Origin of the sequence: Microbulbifer sp., assembly GCF_036563125.1 — a bacterium.
Classification (GTDB): domain Bacteria; phylum Pseudomonadota; class Gammaproteobacteria; order Pseudomonadales; family Cellvibrionaceae; genus Microbulbifer.
In genome coordinates, this window is sequence record NZ_DATCMV010000067.1 from 1 (window position 1) to 16165 (window position 16165).

Genomic DNA, 16165 nt, shown 5'->3' on the forward strand with positions numbered 1-16165 from the left:
ATGGTCTCCAGGTCCTGTTCCTGCGCCGCCTCGACCAGCTTGTGCGCGGAATACCAGGGCAGCGCGGCATACACCAGCCCCAGCAATATCACCAATAACACGGCGCGCAGCGTCCACTTGCCCATAGCTCATTCACCCTAACCACACAGTTGTAAATGCGGCTAATAGTACCCCCGCCACAGGGCGGATTACAGGCGCTTACAACAGCGGGAATACCACGCCAGACCTGTGATATGGTTGCAGGCCCTGTTGCCGGAACCGGGCTCTTGCGGGAACACCGGTTGGCGGAGTACTGCCGGCACAATAATGACAAGAAAGTTCGATCAAGGAATTTCGACCATGAGTGATATCTACAGCGCGCCCCAGGCCGAACTGGCGGGCGATGACAACAGCAACGGGAATATGGGTTCCATCCCCAAGGCCCTGGCGGGGGACTACCAGGTTGCCATCGGCGATACCCTGAATGAGGCATGGTCCCGCACCAAAGGGAACAAGGGCACCGTATGGCTGGGTGTTCTGCTGTATTTCGTGGCCTATATCGGTATTTCCGTGGTGGCCGCATTGATTACCGGACAGTCCTTTACCGATCCCGAGGCCAACCAGGGTATCGGCGCAATCCTGTCCAATATCATTATCGCCGCCGCCAGCGCGCCGCTCGGTGCGGGCATGATGATGATCGGTGTCAAAATCGCCCGCGACGAGCAGGTGTCCGGCACCGAGGTATTTGCCTACTTCGACAAGATCCTGCCGCTGGCCGTGGCCATGGTGCTGATGTACATCCTGGTTGCCGTGGGCTTTGTTCTGCTGATCATCCCCGGTGTCTACCTGGTGATTGGTTACATGATGATGCTGCCACTGATCGTGGACAAAAACCTGGGGCCCTGGCAGGCACTCGAGATTTCCCGCAAAGCAGTTACCAAGCACTGGTTTCCGGTGTTCGGTTTCATGATCGTGCTGTGTCTGCTGTACCTGGCCGGCTTCCTGGCGCTGATCATCGGCCTGATCTGGGCCATTCCGACCCTGAGCATTGCTTACGGTATCCTGTACCGCAACATGTTTGGCGGCCATGAAACAAACCCGGAAATCTGATTTCCGCAACGGCGGAGACGGCCTCATCACGAGGCCTCTTCGCCGACACCTTTCGTCGCTTCAGCAATAGCAGTTCCCGATGAAGAACGCCTCCACCGCTCAGCCGCCTTCCTCACACCATTCCCCGGCGGACCTCGAGCCCGCGGGCCTGGATACCCTGTATGCCATCGAAACCCCGGAGGGGATCGACCTGACCGCACAGGTGGCGGGTCCGGTACCGCGGATACTGGCCTATTCGGTAGATCTGTTTTATCGCACCCTGATCCTGATCGCCCTCGGAATCGCTCTGGCGTTTGCCGGCAACACCGGCATAGGTATCTGGCTGCTGGGTTCGTTTCTGCTGGAGTGGTTTTACCCGGTTATTTTTGAAGTTTTTCGCGGTGGCCAGACACCGGGCAAACGCGCATTCGGCCTCACCGTGGTCAATGACAACCTCACCCCGGTCGGCTGGGGTGCCTCGATCATGCGCAACCTGCTGCGCTTCGCGGATTTCCTGCCATTTGGCTACTGCGCCGGCATTTTGAGCATGACCTTGAGTCGCCACTTCCAGCGCCTGGGGGACTATGCGGCGGGCACCATCGTCATCTATCGCGCGCAGACCACCAAAGCCACCGCACTGCCAGATGTCACACCCGCGCCCCCGCCGCGAGGCCTCACCCTGGAAGATCAACAGGCCATTGTCAGCCTCACCGAGCGCGCCGGTGTACTGAGCAAGGCGCGTCAGCAGGAGCTGGCGGATCTGCTGCAGCCGGTTACCGGCAAAAATGGCGAGGCCGGGCTGCGGCAACTGTACGCGATTGGCCACTGGCTGCTGGGGGCACGCCAGTCCCGCGATAATCGCGACGCCGACAGGCAGGTGGACAGCGGGCAGACGGGACAGGCTCGGACAAAAGCCCGGACAGAGGCGCGCGCAGAATGAAACAGCGGGATTTTGAACAGCGCCATGAACTACTGTGGCAGCAACTGGAAAACTGGCTTGCGGGTTACCAGAAAAATGTAGTTATCCAGGCGACTCCGGGCGGAAGCTCACCGCAGATAGAGGATATACCGGCGGCCTATCGCCGCCTCTGCCAGCATCTGGCCGTCGCCAAGGAACGCCACTACACCGGCAACCTGGTAGAGCGCTTGAACCAGCTGGTGCTGGCCTGCCATCAGCGCATCTATCAGCAAAAATCCATATCCAAAAGCCGCTGGCTGGATTATCTGTTTGAGGGGTTCCCCCGTGCTCTGCGCGCGCAGTCGCGCTTTGTCTGGCTCGCCTGTGCACTGTTTCTGGCGCCGGCACTGGTGATGGGTTTTGGCTGCTATTGGAACGACGCACTGATTTACGCGGTGATGTCGCCGGAACAGGTCATGGAGATTGAAGCCATGTACGACCCGGGCAACCGCGTACTGGGTCGCGAACGGGGGTCGGATTCCGACCTGATGATGTTCGGCTTCTATATCAAGAACAATATCGGCATCGCGTTTCAGACTTTCGCCACCGGTATGCTGTTCGGGCTGGGATCAATTTTTTTCCTGCTGTTTAACGGTGTATTTCTCGGGGCCATTTTCGGCCACATCACCCGGGTAGGATTTGTCACCACCTTCTATCCCTTTGTGATCGGCCACGGTGCCTTTGAACTTACCGCCATCGTATTTGCCGGTGCGGCCGGGCTGCGCCTCGGGCACGCCCTGGTAAACCCCGGCAACCTCAGCCGCCGCCAGTCCCTGCGCGAGGCCGGGCACGACGCCATGAAAATCATGTACGGCACTTTTCTGATGCTGGTGATTGCGGCGTTTCTGGAGGCATTCTGGTCTTCCAGCACTGAAGTGAGCATCGCGATAAAGCTGCTGGTAGGCGGCTTTTTCTGGCTGCTGGTGATCGGTTACTGCTGCCTCGCCGGGCGCCGCACCGTGCACGGGGAGAACAGAGTGTGAATCTCGATCAACTCGCGGTGCGCGCACGCCTGCGCTCCAATTGGGAATCCGTCGACCTGGGCATATTGCTCGCACGCCGACACTGGCTGCAGATGACCCTGCTGTGGCTCATTCCCGCGGCACTACTGTTCGCGCTGTTGGCGGTGTTGTTTCCGCACAGCCCCAATATGGCGATCCTCGTGGTCTGGTGGCTGAAACCGCTGCTTGAACGACTGCCCCTACTGGTGGTCAGCCGGCAACTGTTCGGCGAGCAGCTCAGCCTGCGCGAGGCCTTTGCGATGTTTGCACGCGCCAACAGGCGCGACTGGTTTGCCTGGCTCAGCTGGCGCCGCCTCAGTTTTACCCGCGCCTTTGATATGCCGGTTACGGTACTGGAAGATGCCACTGGCAAGGTGCGCAACACGCGCCTTGCGCTGCTGCACCGCAATACCGCCGGCACCGCAAGCTGGCTGCATATCGTCGGTGTGCATGTGGAAATGATTCTCGGCTTTGGTGTGGTGGCGCTGGCGCTGCTGATGCTGCCGGAGCAGCTCGACATCAACTGGTGGTCGCTGCTCAGCGCAGATGAAAATGTTATCCAGTGGCTCGGCAACGGTTTGTCGCTGCTGATCATGGCCTGCGTCGCGCCGTTTTATGTTTGCGCCGGTTTCATGCTGTACATCGGTCGCAGGGTGGAGCTGGAAGCGTGGGATATTGAAATTCACTTCCGCAAACTGCGCGCACGCAAAGAAGCAAGCCAGCGCTCGCCGGCAAAATCCCGTTCAACAACGATCCGTCGCAGCAGCGTGAGCTCGGCGCTGCTGTGCGCCACAACTCTCGCCCTGTGCACCCTCCTCACCTCGCCGCAGCCGGCGGTTGCGGACACGGTCACCCCCACCCAGGCCCAGGAGCTGATCGACGAAACACTCGCCGGTGACGACTTCCACCTGCGGGAGGAGCAGGGCGGCTGGCGGATGCGCAAACACGAAAGCAGCGAGTATCGCTACCCGGAATGGTTTATCGCCTTCATCGAGTGGCTGGAAAACCTCGGCAGTGACGACGGCGAACCCACCGATGAAGAGTCGACCAGCAGCGAGTTCTGGCCGCTGCTGGCCGGCATCATCGAACTGCTGCTGTGGATTGCAGCGATCGCGATCACCCTGTGGCTGCTGTGGCATTACCGCCACCAGCTGCGCGGTCTGCTGGGCTTCCGTCCGCGCCGCAAAGTGGTGGAAGTCCAGCGCCCCGCAACCCTGTTTGGCCTCGACCTGCGCCGGGAGAGCCTGCCGGACGACATCACCGCTGAAGTGCTGCGGCTGTGGCGGGCAGGTGCACAGCGCGAGGCGCTCGGGCTGCTGTATCGCGCCAGCCTGTCGGACCTGATTTCCCACTACGACTGCCCGTTCCAGGATCACCACACGGAAGCGGAGTGCGCGCAGCTGGTGCGCGAGGAATCGCAGCAGGACCCGCGCTTCCCCCCTGAGCTGGTGCAGTTTTTCGGCCTGCTCACCGCTTCGTGGCAACGCCTGGCCTACGCCCACAAGGCGCCGGCAACCGCGCAACTGGAAACCCTGTGCACGCAGTGGCAGCGAGTGTTCCGCAACGACAGCGGGGAGGTGCGCCAGTGAAGTTGAGCCGCATCGCGATACTTTCCCTTCTGCTGGTACTGGCTGGCGGAGTCGCGCTGTTCCTGCTGCTCTTCGAGCGCTACAGCGAAGAGGTGGACCTCGGCTTCGGCGACACGGCCCAGCGCAATCCGTTTCTGGCCGCAGAACAGTTCCTCGATCGCCTGGACATTTCCCACCGCCGCGCAGACAACATTGCGGCCCTGTCCACGCTCGGCGAGGACGACGCGCTGTTCCTCGCCAGCTCCAGCCAGCTCTACAACAGTGAGCGACTCTGGGAATTATTGGACTGGGTCGAAAACGGTGGCCAGGCCATTGTCGTCGCCCACAGCAGCGGCGGCGACAACGAGCGGGACCTGCTGCTGCAAAAGCTCGGGCTCGAAGTCACCCATGGCGACACCGACCTGTATTTCAATCAGCAGGTGCGCGAAGTATTCGGTGAGGACGCCGGCAAACTGCGCAACAAAACCGCCAGCGAGCTGATGCGCGAACACAACCGCAATCTGTCGGAAGCCAAATCCGACGGCGAGGACGACAGCGAGCAGCGCGCGGCCACGCCGGAGGTAGAGGAACCCGCAGCGCCACGCAATCCCGATATCGACCCCGACCGGCTGATCAATCGCACCAGTGACAGCGGCACCAGTTACGAACTGTATTTCAACCCGCGCAAAGTGTTTACCCACGAGATGATGGGACAGGGCACGGATATCGATGTGGACGGCAGCCCGCTGCACTGGGTGCCGTTCCAGAACATACCCACCCAGTCGCCACTGGTATTTTACGAGCGCGGCCGCGGTCGCCTCACACTGCTGACCGATGGCGAAATGTGGCACAACCGCCGTATCGGTGAATTCGACCACGCCTACTTTCTCGCACATCTCGTAGGCGAGCGCGACCTGGTCATGATCACCCGACCGCGATTCGACAGCCTGGGCACGCTGATAAAGCGCTTCGCGCTGGAATTCTTTGTCGCCGGGTTGCTGGCCATCGCCGCGTGGATTGCCAACCGCAGCCGCCGCTTTGGCCCGCTGGTCCCGGCGCCGGCGAGCGAGCGCCGCTCGCTGGTCGAACATATCCGCGCCTGCGGGTATTTCTACTGGCGGCAGAACCGCGGCCAAGCGCTGTTTGAACAGGCGCGGGCTCCGCTGTTGCAGAAGCTCGCCGGCCACAGTGCGAACCGGTTGACGCCGGAAAAATGCCGGCAGCTTGCCGAAACCCTGGCTGCGCGCACCGGGCTCGCCGCCGGCGATATTTTTCATACCCTGTGGGGCGACGCGCCCCACAGTGAAGACGACTTCACCGCGCGACTGCGCAGCATTCAGATCATCGAGGCCGCCCTATGAGCGATTCCACCGACCAGACTGCGGAACTGCATTCCGATACTCATGCCGAACTACCGGCGCAGCCGCCTACCGAACAACAGGCGCAGCCGCACACCGAAACCGGGGCAGAAGCCGATAACCGCTGGCAGCAGGCCAGTGAGCGGGTAAACCTGCTGAGAAGCCGGATCAACCAGGTGGTGATAGGCCAGCCCAGCGTGGTGGAGCAGGTGCTGATCGCGCTGCTCGCCGGCGGCCACGTGCTGCTGGAGGGGGTGCCGGGGCTCGGCAAGACCCTGCTGGTGCGCTGTCTCGCCAGCGGCTTCGGCGGCGACTTCCGTCGCATCCAGTTCACCCCGGACCTGATGCCCGCCGACGTCACCGGCCACGCCATCTACCACATGGCAGAGAGCCGCTTTGAAGTGCGTCGCGGCCCGGTATTCACCAACCTGCTGCTGGCGGACGAGATCAACCGCGCCCCGGCCAAGACCCAGGCGGCGCTGCTGGAAGTGATGCAGGAGCAGCAGGTGACCATTGACGGTGAGACCCACGCCACCCCGCGCCCGTTCATGGTACTGGCCACCCAGAACCCGGTGGAGCAGGAAGGTACCTATCCGCTGCCGGAGGCGGAGCTGGATCGCTTCATGCTCAAAATACTGATCGACTTCCCCAGCCAGCAGGCGGAAGAAGCGCTCACCGCCGCGGCCAGCGGCGGGCAGATCGAACAGCAACTGCGCGACAGCGTCGAGCCGGTATTCGACGCCGGCGAGTTACAGCAACTGCAGGCGCTGGTACCCCAGGTACAGGTGGACCAGCAGGTACTGAGCTACGCCGTGCGCCTGGTGCGCGCCACCCGCGAATCCTCCCAGCTGCGCCGCGCCGCCGGCCCCCGCGCCAGCATCGGCCTGATCCAGGCCGCGCGCGCCCACGCCCTGCTGCAAGGGCGCGATTTCGTACTGCCGGACGACATCAAGGCCATGGCGGTTCCTGTGATGCGCCACCGGGTGGCGGTATCGCCGGACATGGAAATCGACGGCGAGACCGCCGACTCGGTGCTGGCGCAGATCATTGAGTCGGTGGAGGCGCCGCGGCTGTGAAGCCCTCCCCCCTGCTGATCCGCTTGCTGCTGATTGCCTGCGCCTGCGCGCTGGCGGTCAGCGCTGCGCGCATCTGGTGGCCCGCGGCCGCCGGCCTGCTTACCAGCATTTGGTGGCTGGGATTCTGGGTACTGGCGCTGGCCAGCCTGCTGGATTTCGCCACCGGCCGTCACAACCGCGGCCTTGGCGGTCGCCGCCAGCTCCCGGGCAATCTCGCACTCGGGGTGGAGCAGCGCATCGGCCTGACCCTGGTCAACAGCGGTGCACGACCGCTCTCCCTGCTGGTGACCGATCAGCTGCCGGCGCAGCTGCGCGCGCAGGGGCTGCCACTCGCTATCCAGCTGCAACCACAGCAGGAGATTGCCGCCGATTACAGCGCCACGCCGGTGCGCCGCGGCCTCGCGGTGTTTGGCCAGGTGGAAGCGCTGGTGAACTCACCGTGGAACCTGTGGCAGAACAAGGTGCTGTTGGGGGATGCGCAGCAGATCAAGGTCTATCCGAATTTTCTCGGTATCTCGTCGCTGCAGGCGCTGTCCACCGAGCAGACCCTGCGTTTTCTCGGCGTGCACCAGCAGCAGCGACGGGGCGAGGGGCTCGATTTCCGCCAGTTGCGCGAATACCGCAAAGGTGACAGCCAGCGCCAGGTGGACTGGCGGGCCAGCGCACGCATGCAAAAGCTGATCAGCCGCGAGTACCAGGATGAACGCGATCAGGAAATCATCTTCCTGCTGGACTGCGGCCGCCGCATGCGCGCGCGCGACGGCGACCTGAGCCACTTCGACCACGCCCTCAACGCCCTGCTGTTGTCCGCCTACGTGGCGATCCGCCAGGGCGATGCGGTGGGCCTGCAGTGCTTTGCCGGCAGCCAGAGCCGCCTGCCGCCGGTCAAGGGCGAGGGTGGCATCAACCTGCTGCTGAACCACGTCTACGACCTGCACTCGGGCACCGCCCACAGCGACTACACCGCCGCCGCGGAACAGCTGCTGGCGCGCCAGCAGCGGCGCGCGCTGGTGATCCTGCTCACCAATGTGCGCGACGAAGACAGCGAAGACCTCACCAGTGCGGTGGCACAGCTGTCGCGCCATCACCTGGTGATGGTGGCGTGTTTGCGCGAGCGCGTGCTGGACCAGGTGCAGGATCAGCCAATTGTGGATTTTGACAGCGCGCTGCTGAACAGCGCGGGGCGGGATTTCGCGCGACGCCGCGGGCGCCTGCTGCAGCAGCTGCGCGCGCGCAACACCATCCTCGCCGATGCGCTGCCGTCGCAAATGCACCTGTCCCTGGTGGAGAGTTACTGGCAGCTGAAACGCAGTGGTAAACTCTGAGCCCGCCTCCGACCCTTGCCAATGCAGGCCCCGCTAACGTGAACGCCAGACACCCAGCCACCATCCGCCCCTGCCTGCCCCCGTGGCTGGCAGTTGTGCTGCTGGGCGTGTTCCTCGCGGTGCGCGGCCTGGTGCCCGCCGGGTTTATGCCGTCGGCGGTGGCCAGTGGCGGCCCCTACCAGCTGTGTCACGGCGACAGCCGCAGTGCGCTGCTGCTCAGCCTGGCAACACCGGCCACCCCGAATGACAGTGCGCATGGCGGGCATGGACATGCGCACGGACACGGGCATGCACAAGCCCCCCAGGCGAGCCCGCACCAGCACGACGACGCCACCGCTCAGGTCTTTTCCGACAACCACTGCAACTTCTCCAGTGCCGGCATCTCCATCGCCACCGGCACGGATCTGCCCTGGAGTCCGCTGCCAGGATTCACCGCACCCGTGCCCGTGGCACCGGTCGCCCGCAGCCATCACAGGGACTACCTGCTCCCACCCGGTCGCGCACCGCCCATCGCTTCAATGCTCGCCTGAAAAATCCGCCCCGCAGCCTTCCGCTGATGCGAAATTCCACGCCGTTATTACAACTGGCGCGGATGTACGCGCGCGCCTCGCATGAGCGTCTTATACGCCTCTCATGCACCGCTGCGGGCACAAATATCCCGGACGAGCCCGCCGAACCGCCGCATTGCCGCCGGCCGCTGGCTCGCCGAATCGAGAATAAGCGATGAAAAAAAATCTTACCCAGGCACCGCTGACCGCGGATGCCGGACAGTACTCACCACTGGCACTGGTGATCGCCGCCTGCTGCGCCTGCAGCGCACAGGCCAATGCCGAAGAAATGGAACAGATGGTGGTTACGGCGGTGAAGACCGAACAGCCCCTGAACATCACCACCGACCCGAAAAAACCCCGCCAGCCACTGCCCGCCAATGACGGCGCGGACTACCTGAAGACCATTCCCGGCTTCTCGGTAATCCGCAAGGGCGGTACCGACGGCGATCCCGTGCTGCGTGGCATGGCCGGCTCGCGCCTGTCGATGGTGTTGGACGGAGAGTCCATCCTCGGAGGCTGCGCCATGCGCATGGACCCGCCCACCGCGTATATCTTTCCCGAGACCCTGGACCAGATCCGGGTGATCAAGGGCCCGCAGACAGTGAAGTACGGCCCCGGCAACTCCGCCGGTGTGGTGCTGTTCGAACACGACCAGCAGCGACCGCAGGAAACCGCGTGGGACCTGCACGCCAGCCTGCTGGCGGCGAGCGCCGGGCGCGCAGATGGCCTGATCGATGCCGCTTTCGCGACTCCCGAATTTACTCTGCGCGGCAGCGCCACCTCCGCTTCCGCAGGCGACTACCAGGATGGTGACGGCGTCACCGTGCACTCCCTCTATGAGCGCTGGAACGGTCAGCTCGGACTCGCCTGGACCCCGGACGACGACACCCGCATCGAACTCAGTACCGCCCGCAGCGACGGTGAGGCGGCCTACGCCGATCGCGGGATGGACGGAGCCAAATTCGCGCGGGAAAACGTCAACGCCAAACTGGTGCGCAACAACCTGTCGCCGCTGGTGAAGTCCGTCGAGCTGCAGGGCTACTACAACTACGTCGACCACGTGATGGACAACTACACCCTGCGTGAACCCGCCGGCATGATGGCGGCGGCGATGGCAATGAACCCGGACCGCGAGACCAGCGGCGGCAAACTGATGCTGACCCTCGCACCGCGGGAGGATCTCGAACTGACCACAGGAATCGACATCCAGCAGAACAGCCACAGCATTCGCAGCAGCATGAACCAGAGCGTGGTGGACTACCGCGATCTCGAGCGCATCGCGGATGCGGAATTTTCCCAGACCGGGGTGTTTACCGAGTTGAGCTGGGAGGTGGCGCCCGGCAACCGCTGGATAAGCGGCGCGCGCGCGGATGACTGGCGGCTGCGGGACCTGCGCGACAACGTCGCACTGTCGATGATGTCGTCCGTCGCCAACCCCACCGCCGGCCAGAAACGCGAGGAGTCGCTGTACTCGGGTTTCACGCGCTTTGAAAAGGCACTGGAGACCGACGCAACCATTTCCGCCACGGTTTACGCCGGTCTCGGCTACAACGAGCGCTTTCCCGATTACTGGGAAGCCATCGCCAAGGAAACCGCGGACTCGCTAAGCGCGCTGGAGATCGCCGCGGAAAAAACCAGCCAGCTGGATATCGGCTACATCTACCGCACAGAAAACATCGAAGCAAGCCTGTCCGCGTTCGCCAACATCATCGATGACTACCTGATGATCGAGTCCGGTTTCAGCAAGATGATCGCCGGCGGCGGTATGGGTGACATGAACAGCACCCGCACCACCACCATCGTACGCAATATCGACGCCCGCTCCTGGGGCGTGGAGATGGACCTGGGTTACCGCCTGAGCGACCACTGGCGCGCGGAGCTGACCCTGTCATCGGTGCGCGGCGCCAACGAGTCCGACGGCACCACGCTCGCGCAACTGCCACCGCTGGAAACCCGCCTCGGCCTGTATTACCAGCAGGCACAGTGGTCTGGCGGCATTCTGTGGCGCGCGCTCGCCGCGCAGGATCGAGTGGATATTGGCAGGGGCAACATTGCCGGGCAGGATTTCGGACCCACGGATGCGGCGAATGTCCTGTCGCTGAATGGCGGCTGGCGCCCGTCAGCGGAACTGCAGGTGACCGCGGGTATCGACAACTTGCTGGATGAAACCTATGCGGAGCACATCAGCCGCGCCGGTGCCGCGATTCCCGGGTTCGACCAGCTGGCGCGGGTCAACGAACCGGGGCGCACCCTGTGGATGAAAGCGGTGTACAGCTTTTAAGGGGATGAATTAAACACGTGGTTCAAGGCCGGCGCCGATCGCAGATCCGCCGGCCTTTTTTTGCGCCGCCCGATCAGAAGCGATAACTGAAGTTGACGGTGAGGGTGCGCAAATGCCCGAGATCGAAACGGCGCTCGTAATCCTCGACGATGTCATAGTAACGGACCCGTTTGCTCACGTTGTTGTAGTTGTATTCGATGGACGTATCGAAATCCTGATTCCAGTTGTAGCGGTAACCGACACCGGCATTCCAATAGTCGTCGCTGCTGTCGTTATTCACGTCATACAGGATGCCGTGTTTTTCGACGGTACCCACATCAAACTCACCGTAGTTCCAGCCCACCATCCAGTACAGGCACTGAACATCGCAGGTGAGGGTGAAATCTACCTTGGCGCCAATACCCCACTGATCCACCGACACACGGCCGTCGTCGAAGTTGGTGTAGCGCAATTCCACCTGCCACACACCGGCGGCAGGGGTGACTCCGATACTGGCGTAGCCGGCGAAATCCCGGTCGTCATTGATCTGCAAATCACCGGCACCGAGACCGAGGGTACCAATTACGCGATATTCACCGTTGCAGTAGCCGTCGAAGGGATTGTTCCACTGGGCCAGCGCGGCACTGGAAGCAAACAGGGCCAGAAGGAATACCAGACCTTTCATTGTCACCATCCTTGGTTAAAAAGTATGAAAACTTTTTCAAATGCTGCTTATTGCTGTTGTTACACCACCCTTCACGGCGATGTCGTTCCTACACGTTGTGGCATTCAGGAATTTGGGCGCAGCTCATTGCGCTCGATGTCGATAATTGCCCACACGCCGCCGACGAAGGCGGGGTTTTTGCGCAGTTTTTCGAGCTCGCCGGGCACCGGTGGCGGATCGCCAACGGCCTGCAGATCATCCAGCCGCTGGGCGATGGTTTCCGCCATTTTCTGCAGTGCGCCCTCGAGCGTTTCACCGCGGCAGTGGCAGTGGGGAAGATCCGGCGCTATCGCACCGTAGCCGGCAAATTCGATGTTATGAACCACGACCGGATAGCGCATGGGACTTTCTCTTTTACATTAAATTTATATCCCACCAAGCGTAGACCCAATTGTCGAAACTTGAACAATTTTCTCAACAATTGAAAAATTTTTACGACGCCGGTATCCGGCGCTGTCGAATATGGAAAAAGTATTCGCAATACGCGGCGATTTAACGACACATATTCCACGGACGCAGGTATGTGTATACAGATATTTCACCCGCGGCCGCCGGGGCGACAACAACGGTGACACCGGCACAGCGGCTGCCGGCGGCGCGCAAAAAAATCCGCGGAAAATTCAGCGGGGAATACGCCCGAGCAGGGCGCGGCGGGAAAAGATCATTTCCCGGTAGGTCTGGATCAGAGAAAGGTCTGTGGATTCATTCGCGCCCTGCAGGTCCTGCATCTGGCGGGAGAGCCAGGTGATTTCGGTCTGCAGACGGAAGCGCAGCGCGTGGGTATCCGCTTCACTGATGTTTACATGGCTACTGATACCGCGGGTACTGGTCATGGATTTCCTCCCGGTCATCTATCGAGTGCCCCGGCAGTCGTCAAAAACTACATGACCGCCGGGATACAGGATAAAGCCTAGACCAGTTTCGCGGATTTAGCCCACGCGCGCTCAAGCGAGCAGCAGGGATTTCCAGTCGTAGGCGCGGTCGCCGATCACATAGAAGAAGGGGTTCAGCAGCGCGTCTTTCTGGTTGTAGCGCAGCAGCGCAAACTGGTCGTCCACCACAACACCACCAGCGGCCTCGACCACCGCCTGCGCCGCAGCAGTATCCCACTCACAGGTGGGCGCCAGTCGCGGGTACAGATCTGCGGCACCTTCCGCCACCAGGCACAGCTTCAGCGAGCTGCCCATGTTCTTGAGCCCGGTTTCGCCGAGGCTGCCCTCGATCCGCGCGAGCAGTTCGTCCACCGCACCGGCGCCGTGGCTGCGGCTTGCCACCACCTCGATCGGCTGCTTGCCGTCGAGACGCGGCTGCATCGCGCGCACCTGGATGGCCTTTTCGCCATTCGCATCCCGCTTGATCGCGCCGATGGATTTGGCACCGGCATAGGTGATGTCGAGCACCGGAACATGCACCACCCCCAGCACCGGCTCACCGTTTTCAATCAGCGCCACATTGACGGTGAACTCGCCGTTGCGGCGGATAAATTCCTTGGTGCCGTCCAGCGGGTCGATGATCCAGTAGCGGTTCCATTGGCTGCGAACCTCGAACGATGGCATCTGCCCCTCTTCCGAGAGCACCGGCACGCCGTCGAGCAGTTTTTCCAGGGCGGGAGCGAGAATCTTGTGCGCCGCCAGATCGGCGGCGGTCACCGGGGAATCGTCGGACTTGGTATCCACCTGCAGCTCCCCACTGGCGTTGTACACCTCCAGTATTGCCTCGCCGGCTTGTACCGAAATGGCGATGACCTGATCCAGCAGTTCCCGGCTGACGACGTTTTCCATGATTCCCCCGATTCTGATTCTTTAACAACAAAGCGGGAGATTATACGCGTGCCACCGCCAGGCGCACGCGCAGTCGTTTTCAGTAATTCCCTAAGCGCTAAACAGGTCTTCGATGGACAGATAGCGCTCACCGGTGTCGTAGCTGAATACCAGCACCCGGCTGCCCGGCGCCAGCTCGTGTTCCTTCTGTTTCAGCGCGGCGAGGGAGGCTCCGGAGGAAATACCCACAAAGATGCCTTCCTTCAAGGCACACTGACGCGCCATCTCGAAGCTGTCCTCCTCACTGACCGGGATGGTGCCGTCGAGGATGCCCTTGTTCAGCACCTCCGGCACAAAGCCTGCACCGATTCCCTGCAGGCGGTGCATGCCCTTCTCCTTGCCCGCGATCACCTGGGATTTCTCCGGCTCCACCGCGAATACCTTCAGGTTCGGCATGGCCTCTTTCAGCACCTCACCACAGCCGGTGATGTGACCACCGGTGCCGACACCGGTAATCAGGTAGTCCAGCCCCTCGGGGAAATCCGCGAGGATTTCCTTTGCGGTGGTGTTGCGGTGCGCGGTCACATTGGCCGGATTGGTGAACTGCTGCGGCATCCAGCTGTTGGCGTTCTGCGACAGGATCTCCTCCGCCTTGGCAATGGCGCCGGGCATCCCGTTCTCCTTGGGAGTGAGCACCAGCTCCGCCCCCAGCGCTTTCATGATCTTGCGCCGTTCAATGGACATGGACTCCGGCATGGTCAGGATCAGCTTGTAGCCTTTCACCGCCGCCACCATCGCCAGACCGATGCCGGTATTGCCGGAGGTGGGCTCGACAATCACCCCACCGGGCTTCAGCGCACCAGACTTCTCCGCGTCCTCGATCATGCCGAGTGCGATGCGGTCCTTGATGCTGCTGCCGGGGTTGAAGCGCTCCACCTTCATCCACACCTCGATATCATTCCGGAACAGGTGGTTGATACGCACATGCGGGGTGTTGCCGATGGTTTCGAGAATATTGCTGGCCTTCATCTGTCGCTCCCTGATAAGACGATAAAGAGAATGGATACTGATTGGACGGGCGCCATATTTGCTCCGCCACCCGCTTTCGCGAATACTCGCGCAAGAATACTCCCCCCATTACAAAGATAAAAACCAGGAGACACCATGAACGATCTAGCGATGAAGGCCGGCGGCCACACCGAGACAGCCCCGACGGCGCTGCCGCAGCCGGCCACCTTGCTGTTTGTGCTGGCGGCGACGCTGTATATGCTGCTGGACGCCACCGGCACCAAAGCCCTGTGGATGGCGGCACTAAAGATAGTCCCCATCGGCATCCTTTTCTGGCTCGCCGCGCAGCGCCTCGGCGGCGGCACCCGTGCACTGTGCCTGTTGGCACTGGGCTTCTCCGCCCTCGGCGACGTACTGCTGGCGATCCCCTTTGCCAACCACTTCCTGTTTGGCCTCGGCGCCTTCCTGGTGGCGCAGCTGACCTACACCGTGACCTTTGCCCGCCACGGCAAGCTGAGCCTGTGCCTGGCCGGGCGCGCATTCGCGGTGCTGGTGGCGGTTGTGCTGCTTGGCACGCAGGTATTGCCGGCGGCGGGCGAGCTGGCGCTGCCGGTGGGGCTGTATATCCTCGCGATCAGCGCCATGGCGGTAACCGCCGCCGCCCACCGCAGCGGTTCATCGCTGTTGTTCGCCGGCGCGCTGACCTTTATGGCCTCCGATGCGCTGATCGCCATCAACCGCTTTGTGGACCCGGTACCACTCGCCGGTACCTGGATCATGCTGACTTACTACGGCGCACAGGCACTGCTGGTGGTGGGGCTGATCCGCGCGGATTTGGCGGCACAGCGAGCATAGTGGATAATGACCGTCGTTTTTTTGTACAGCTCCGGGGCCGGGGCTGTTTGACGAGGGCTGTGGGACGAGATGGTCACGCTGGACTGGAGCCGGATCGACACGGTGCTGCTGGATATGGACGGCACCCTGCTGGATCTGCATTACGACAATCATTTCTGGCTGGAGCACCTGCCGCAACGCTATGCGGAGGTGAACGGCATTTCACTGGTGGAGGCGCAGACGCTAGTGATGCAGAAGACCGACGCGCTGCGCGGCACGCTGGACTGGTATTGCCTGCGCTACTGGTCCGAGGCGCTGAAACTGGATGTGCCGGCGATCTACCGCGAGATCGAAGACCGCATCGCGCTGCGCCCGCACACGGATAATTTCCTGCGCAGCCTGCGGCAGATGAACAAGCGCGCGCTACTGGTGACCAATGCGCACCCGGATGGCTTGATGCACAAGCTGGAGGTGACCGGGATTGATCAGTGGCTGGACGAAATCATTTCCTCGCACGATCTGGGGCATGCGAAAGAGAGCGTACTGTTCTGGCATTCACTGCAGGAGCGCCAGCCGTTTGACCCTGAGCGCACGCTGTTTGTGGACGACAACCTGCATGTGCTGGGGGCGGCGCGGGATTACGGCATTGCGAACCTGTTGTGTATTCGCCAGCC

16 protein-coding genes are annotated in these 16165 nt (G+C 62.2%); 11 read left to right on the plus strand and 5 right to left on the minus strand.

Annotation, left to right across the window (positions count from 1 at the left end; translation table 11 throughout):
* The first annotated feature begins 339 nt into the window (after positions 1-339).
* The 9 genes from VIL80_RS05395 (at position 340) to VIL80_RS05435 (ending at position 11186) form a co-directional block, all read left to right on the plus strand.
* The gene (locus VIL80_RS05395; protein WP_332035124.1) at positions 340-1089 is read left to right on the plus strand and encodes a hypothetical protein; all 750 of its coding nucleotides are present in this window, start codon (positions 340-342) and stop codon (positions 1087-1089) included.
* Between the two features lie 79 nt (positions 1090-1168).
* Positions 1169-2008, plus strand: coding sequence for an RDD family protein (locus VIL80_RS05400; protein WP_332035125.1), 840 nt, complete (start codon positions 1169-1171; stop codon positions 2006-2008).
* Positions 2005-3009 (plus strand): stage II sporulation protein M, encoded by a 1005-nt coding sequence (locus VIL80_RS05405; protein ID WP_332035126.1) that lies wholly within the window; start codon positions 2005-2007, stop codon positions 3007-3009. Before VIL80_RS05400 ends, VIL80_RS05405 begins: the two co-directional genes overlap by 4 nt.
* Complete coding sequence (locus VIL80_RS05410; RefSeq protein ID WP_332035127.1) at positions 3006-4616, plus strand: hypothetical protein; 1611 nt, start codon at positions 3006-3008, stop codon at positions 4614-4616. The genes VIL80_RS05405 and VIL80_RS05410 overlap by 4 nt, the downstream gene beginning before the upstream one ends.
* On the plus strand, positions 4613-5956 hold the full coding sequence (locus tag VIL80_RS05415) for a DUF4350 domain-containing protein (RefSeq protein WP_332035128.1): 1344 nt from the start codon (positions 4613-4615) through the stop codon (positions 5954-5956). The genes VIL80_RS05410 and VIL80_RS05415 overlap by 4 nt, the downstream gene beginning before the upstream one ends.
* Entirely contained in the window at positions 5953-7029 is a 1077-nt protein-coding gene (locus VIL80_RS05420; RefSeq protein ID WP_332035129.1) for an AAA family ATPase, read from the plus strand. Before VIL80_RS05415 ends, VIL80_RS05420 begins: the two co-directional genes overlap by 4 nt.
* The gene (locus VIL80_RS05425; RefSeq protein WP_332035130.1) at positions 7026-8354 is read left to right on the plus strand and encodes a DUF58 domain-containing protein; all 1329 of its coding nucleotides are present in this window, start codon (positions 7026-7028) and stop codon (positions 8352-8354) included. The genes VIL80_RS05420 and VIL80_RS05425 overlap by 4 nt, the downstream gene beginning before the upstream one ends.
* Before the next feature lie 38 nt (positions 8355-8392).
* The gene (locus tag VIL80_RS05430; RefSeq protein ID WP_332035131.1) at positions 8393-8884 is read left to right on the plus strand and encodes a hypothetical protein; all 492 of its coding nucleotides are present in this window, start codon (positions 8393-8395) and stop codon (positions 8882-8884) included.
* 193 nt (positions 8885-9077) lie between these two features.
* Positions 9078-11186: a TonB-dependent copper receptor gene (locus tag VIL80_RS05435; protein WP_332035132.1), complete on the plus strand. Its 2109-nt coding sequence runs from the start codon at positions 9078-9080 to the stop codon at positions 11184-11186.
* Between the two features lie 73 nt (positions 11187-11259).
* Here VIL80_RS05435 and VIL80_RS05440 read toward each other — a convergent pair whose 3' ends face one another.
* From VIL80_RS05440 to cysK, 5 genes are all read right to left on the minus strand, one after another.
* Positions 11260-11850: an outer membrane protein gene (locus VIL80_RS05440; RefSeq protein WP_332035133.1), complete on the minus strand. Its 591-nt coding sequence runs from the start codon at positions 11848-11850 to the stop codon at positions 11260-11262.
* Between the two features lie 104 nt (positions 11851-11954).
* Positions 11955-12230: a type II toxin-antitoxin system HicB family antitoxin gene (locus tag VIL80_RS05445; protein ID WP_332035134.1), complete on the minus strand. Its 276-nt coding sequence runs from the start codon at positions 12228-12230 to the stop codon at positions 11955-11957.
* A gap of 279 nt (positions 12231-12509) precedes the next feature.
* Positions 12510-12722, minus strand: a complete 213-nt coding sequence (locus tag VIL80_RS05450) for a hypothetical protein (protein WP_332035135.1) — start codon at positions 12720-12722, stop codon at positions 12510-12512.
* 111 nt (positions 12723-12833) lie between these two features.
* Positions 12834-13670, minus strand: a complete 837-nt coding sequence (gene cysQ / locus VIL80_RS05455; protein ID WP_332035136.1) for a 3'(2'),5'-bisphosphate nucleotidase CysQ — start codon at positions 13668-13670, stop codon at positions 12834-12836.
* A gap of 90 nt (positions 13671-13760) precedes the next feature.
* Positions 13761-14678, minus strand: coding sequence for a cysteine synthase A (gene cysK / locus VIL80_RS05460; protein WP_332035137.1), 918 nt, complete (start codon positions 14676-14678; stop codon positions 13761-13763).
* 135 nt (positions 14679-14813) lie between these two features.
* On the opposite strand from cysK, the gene VIL80_RS05465 reads away from it, so the two are divergent.
* Together VIL80_RS05465 and yrfG are read left to right on the plus strand one after the other, a co-directional pair.
* A complete protein-coding gene (locus VIL80_RS05465; protein WP_332035138.1) occupies positions 14814-15512 on the plus strand; it encodes a lysoplasmalogenase in 699 nt (232 codons plus the stop codon).
* A 69-nt stretch (positions 15513-15581) separates the two neighbouring features.
* A partial coding sequence (yrfG, locus tag VIL80_RS05470; RefSeq protein ID WP_332035139.1) for a GMP/IMP nucleotidase occupies positions 15582-16165 on the plus strand: 584 nt, incomplete at its 3' end.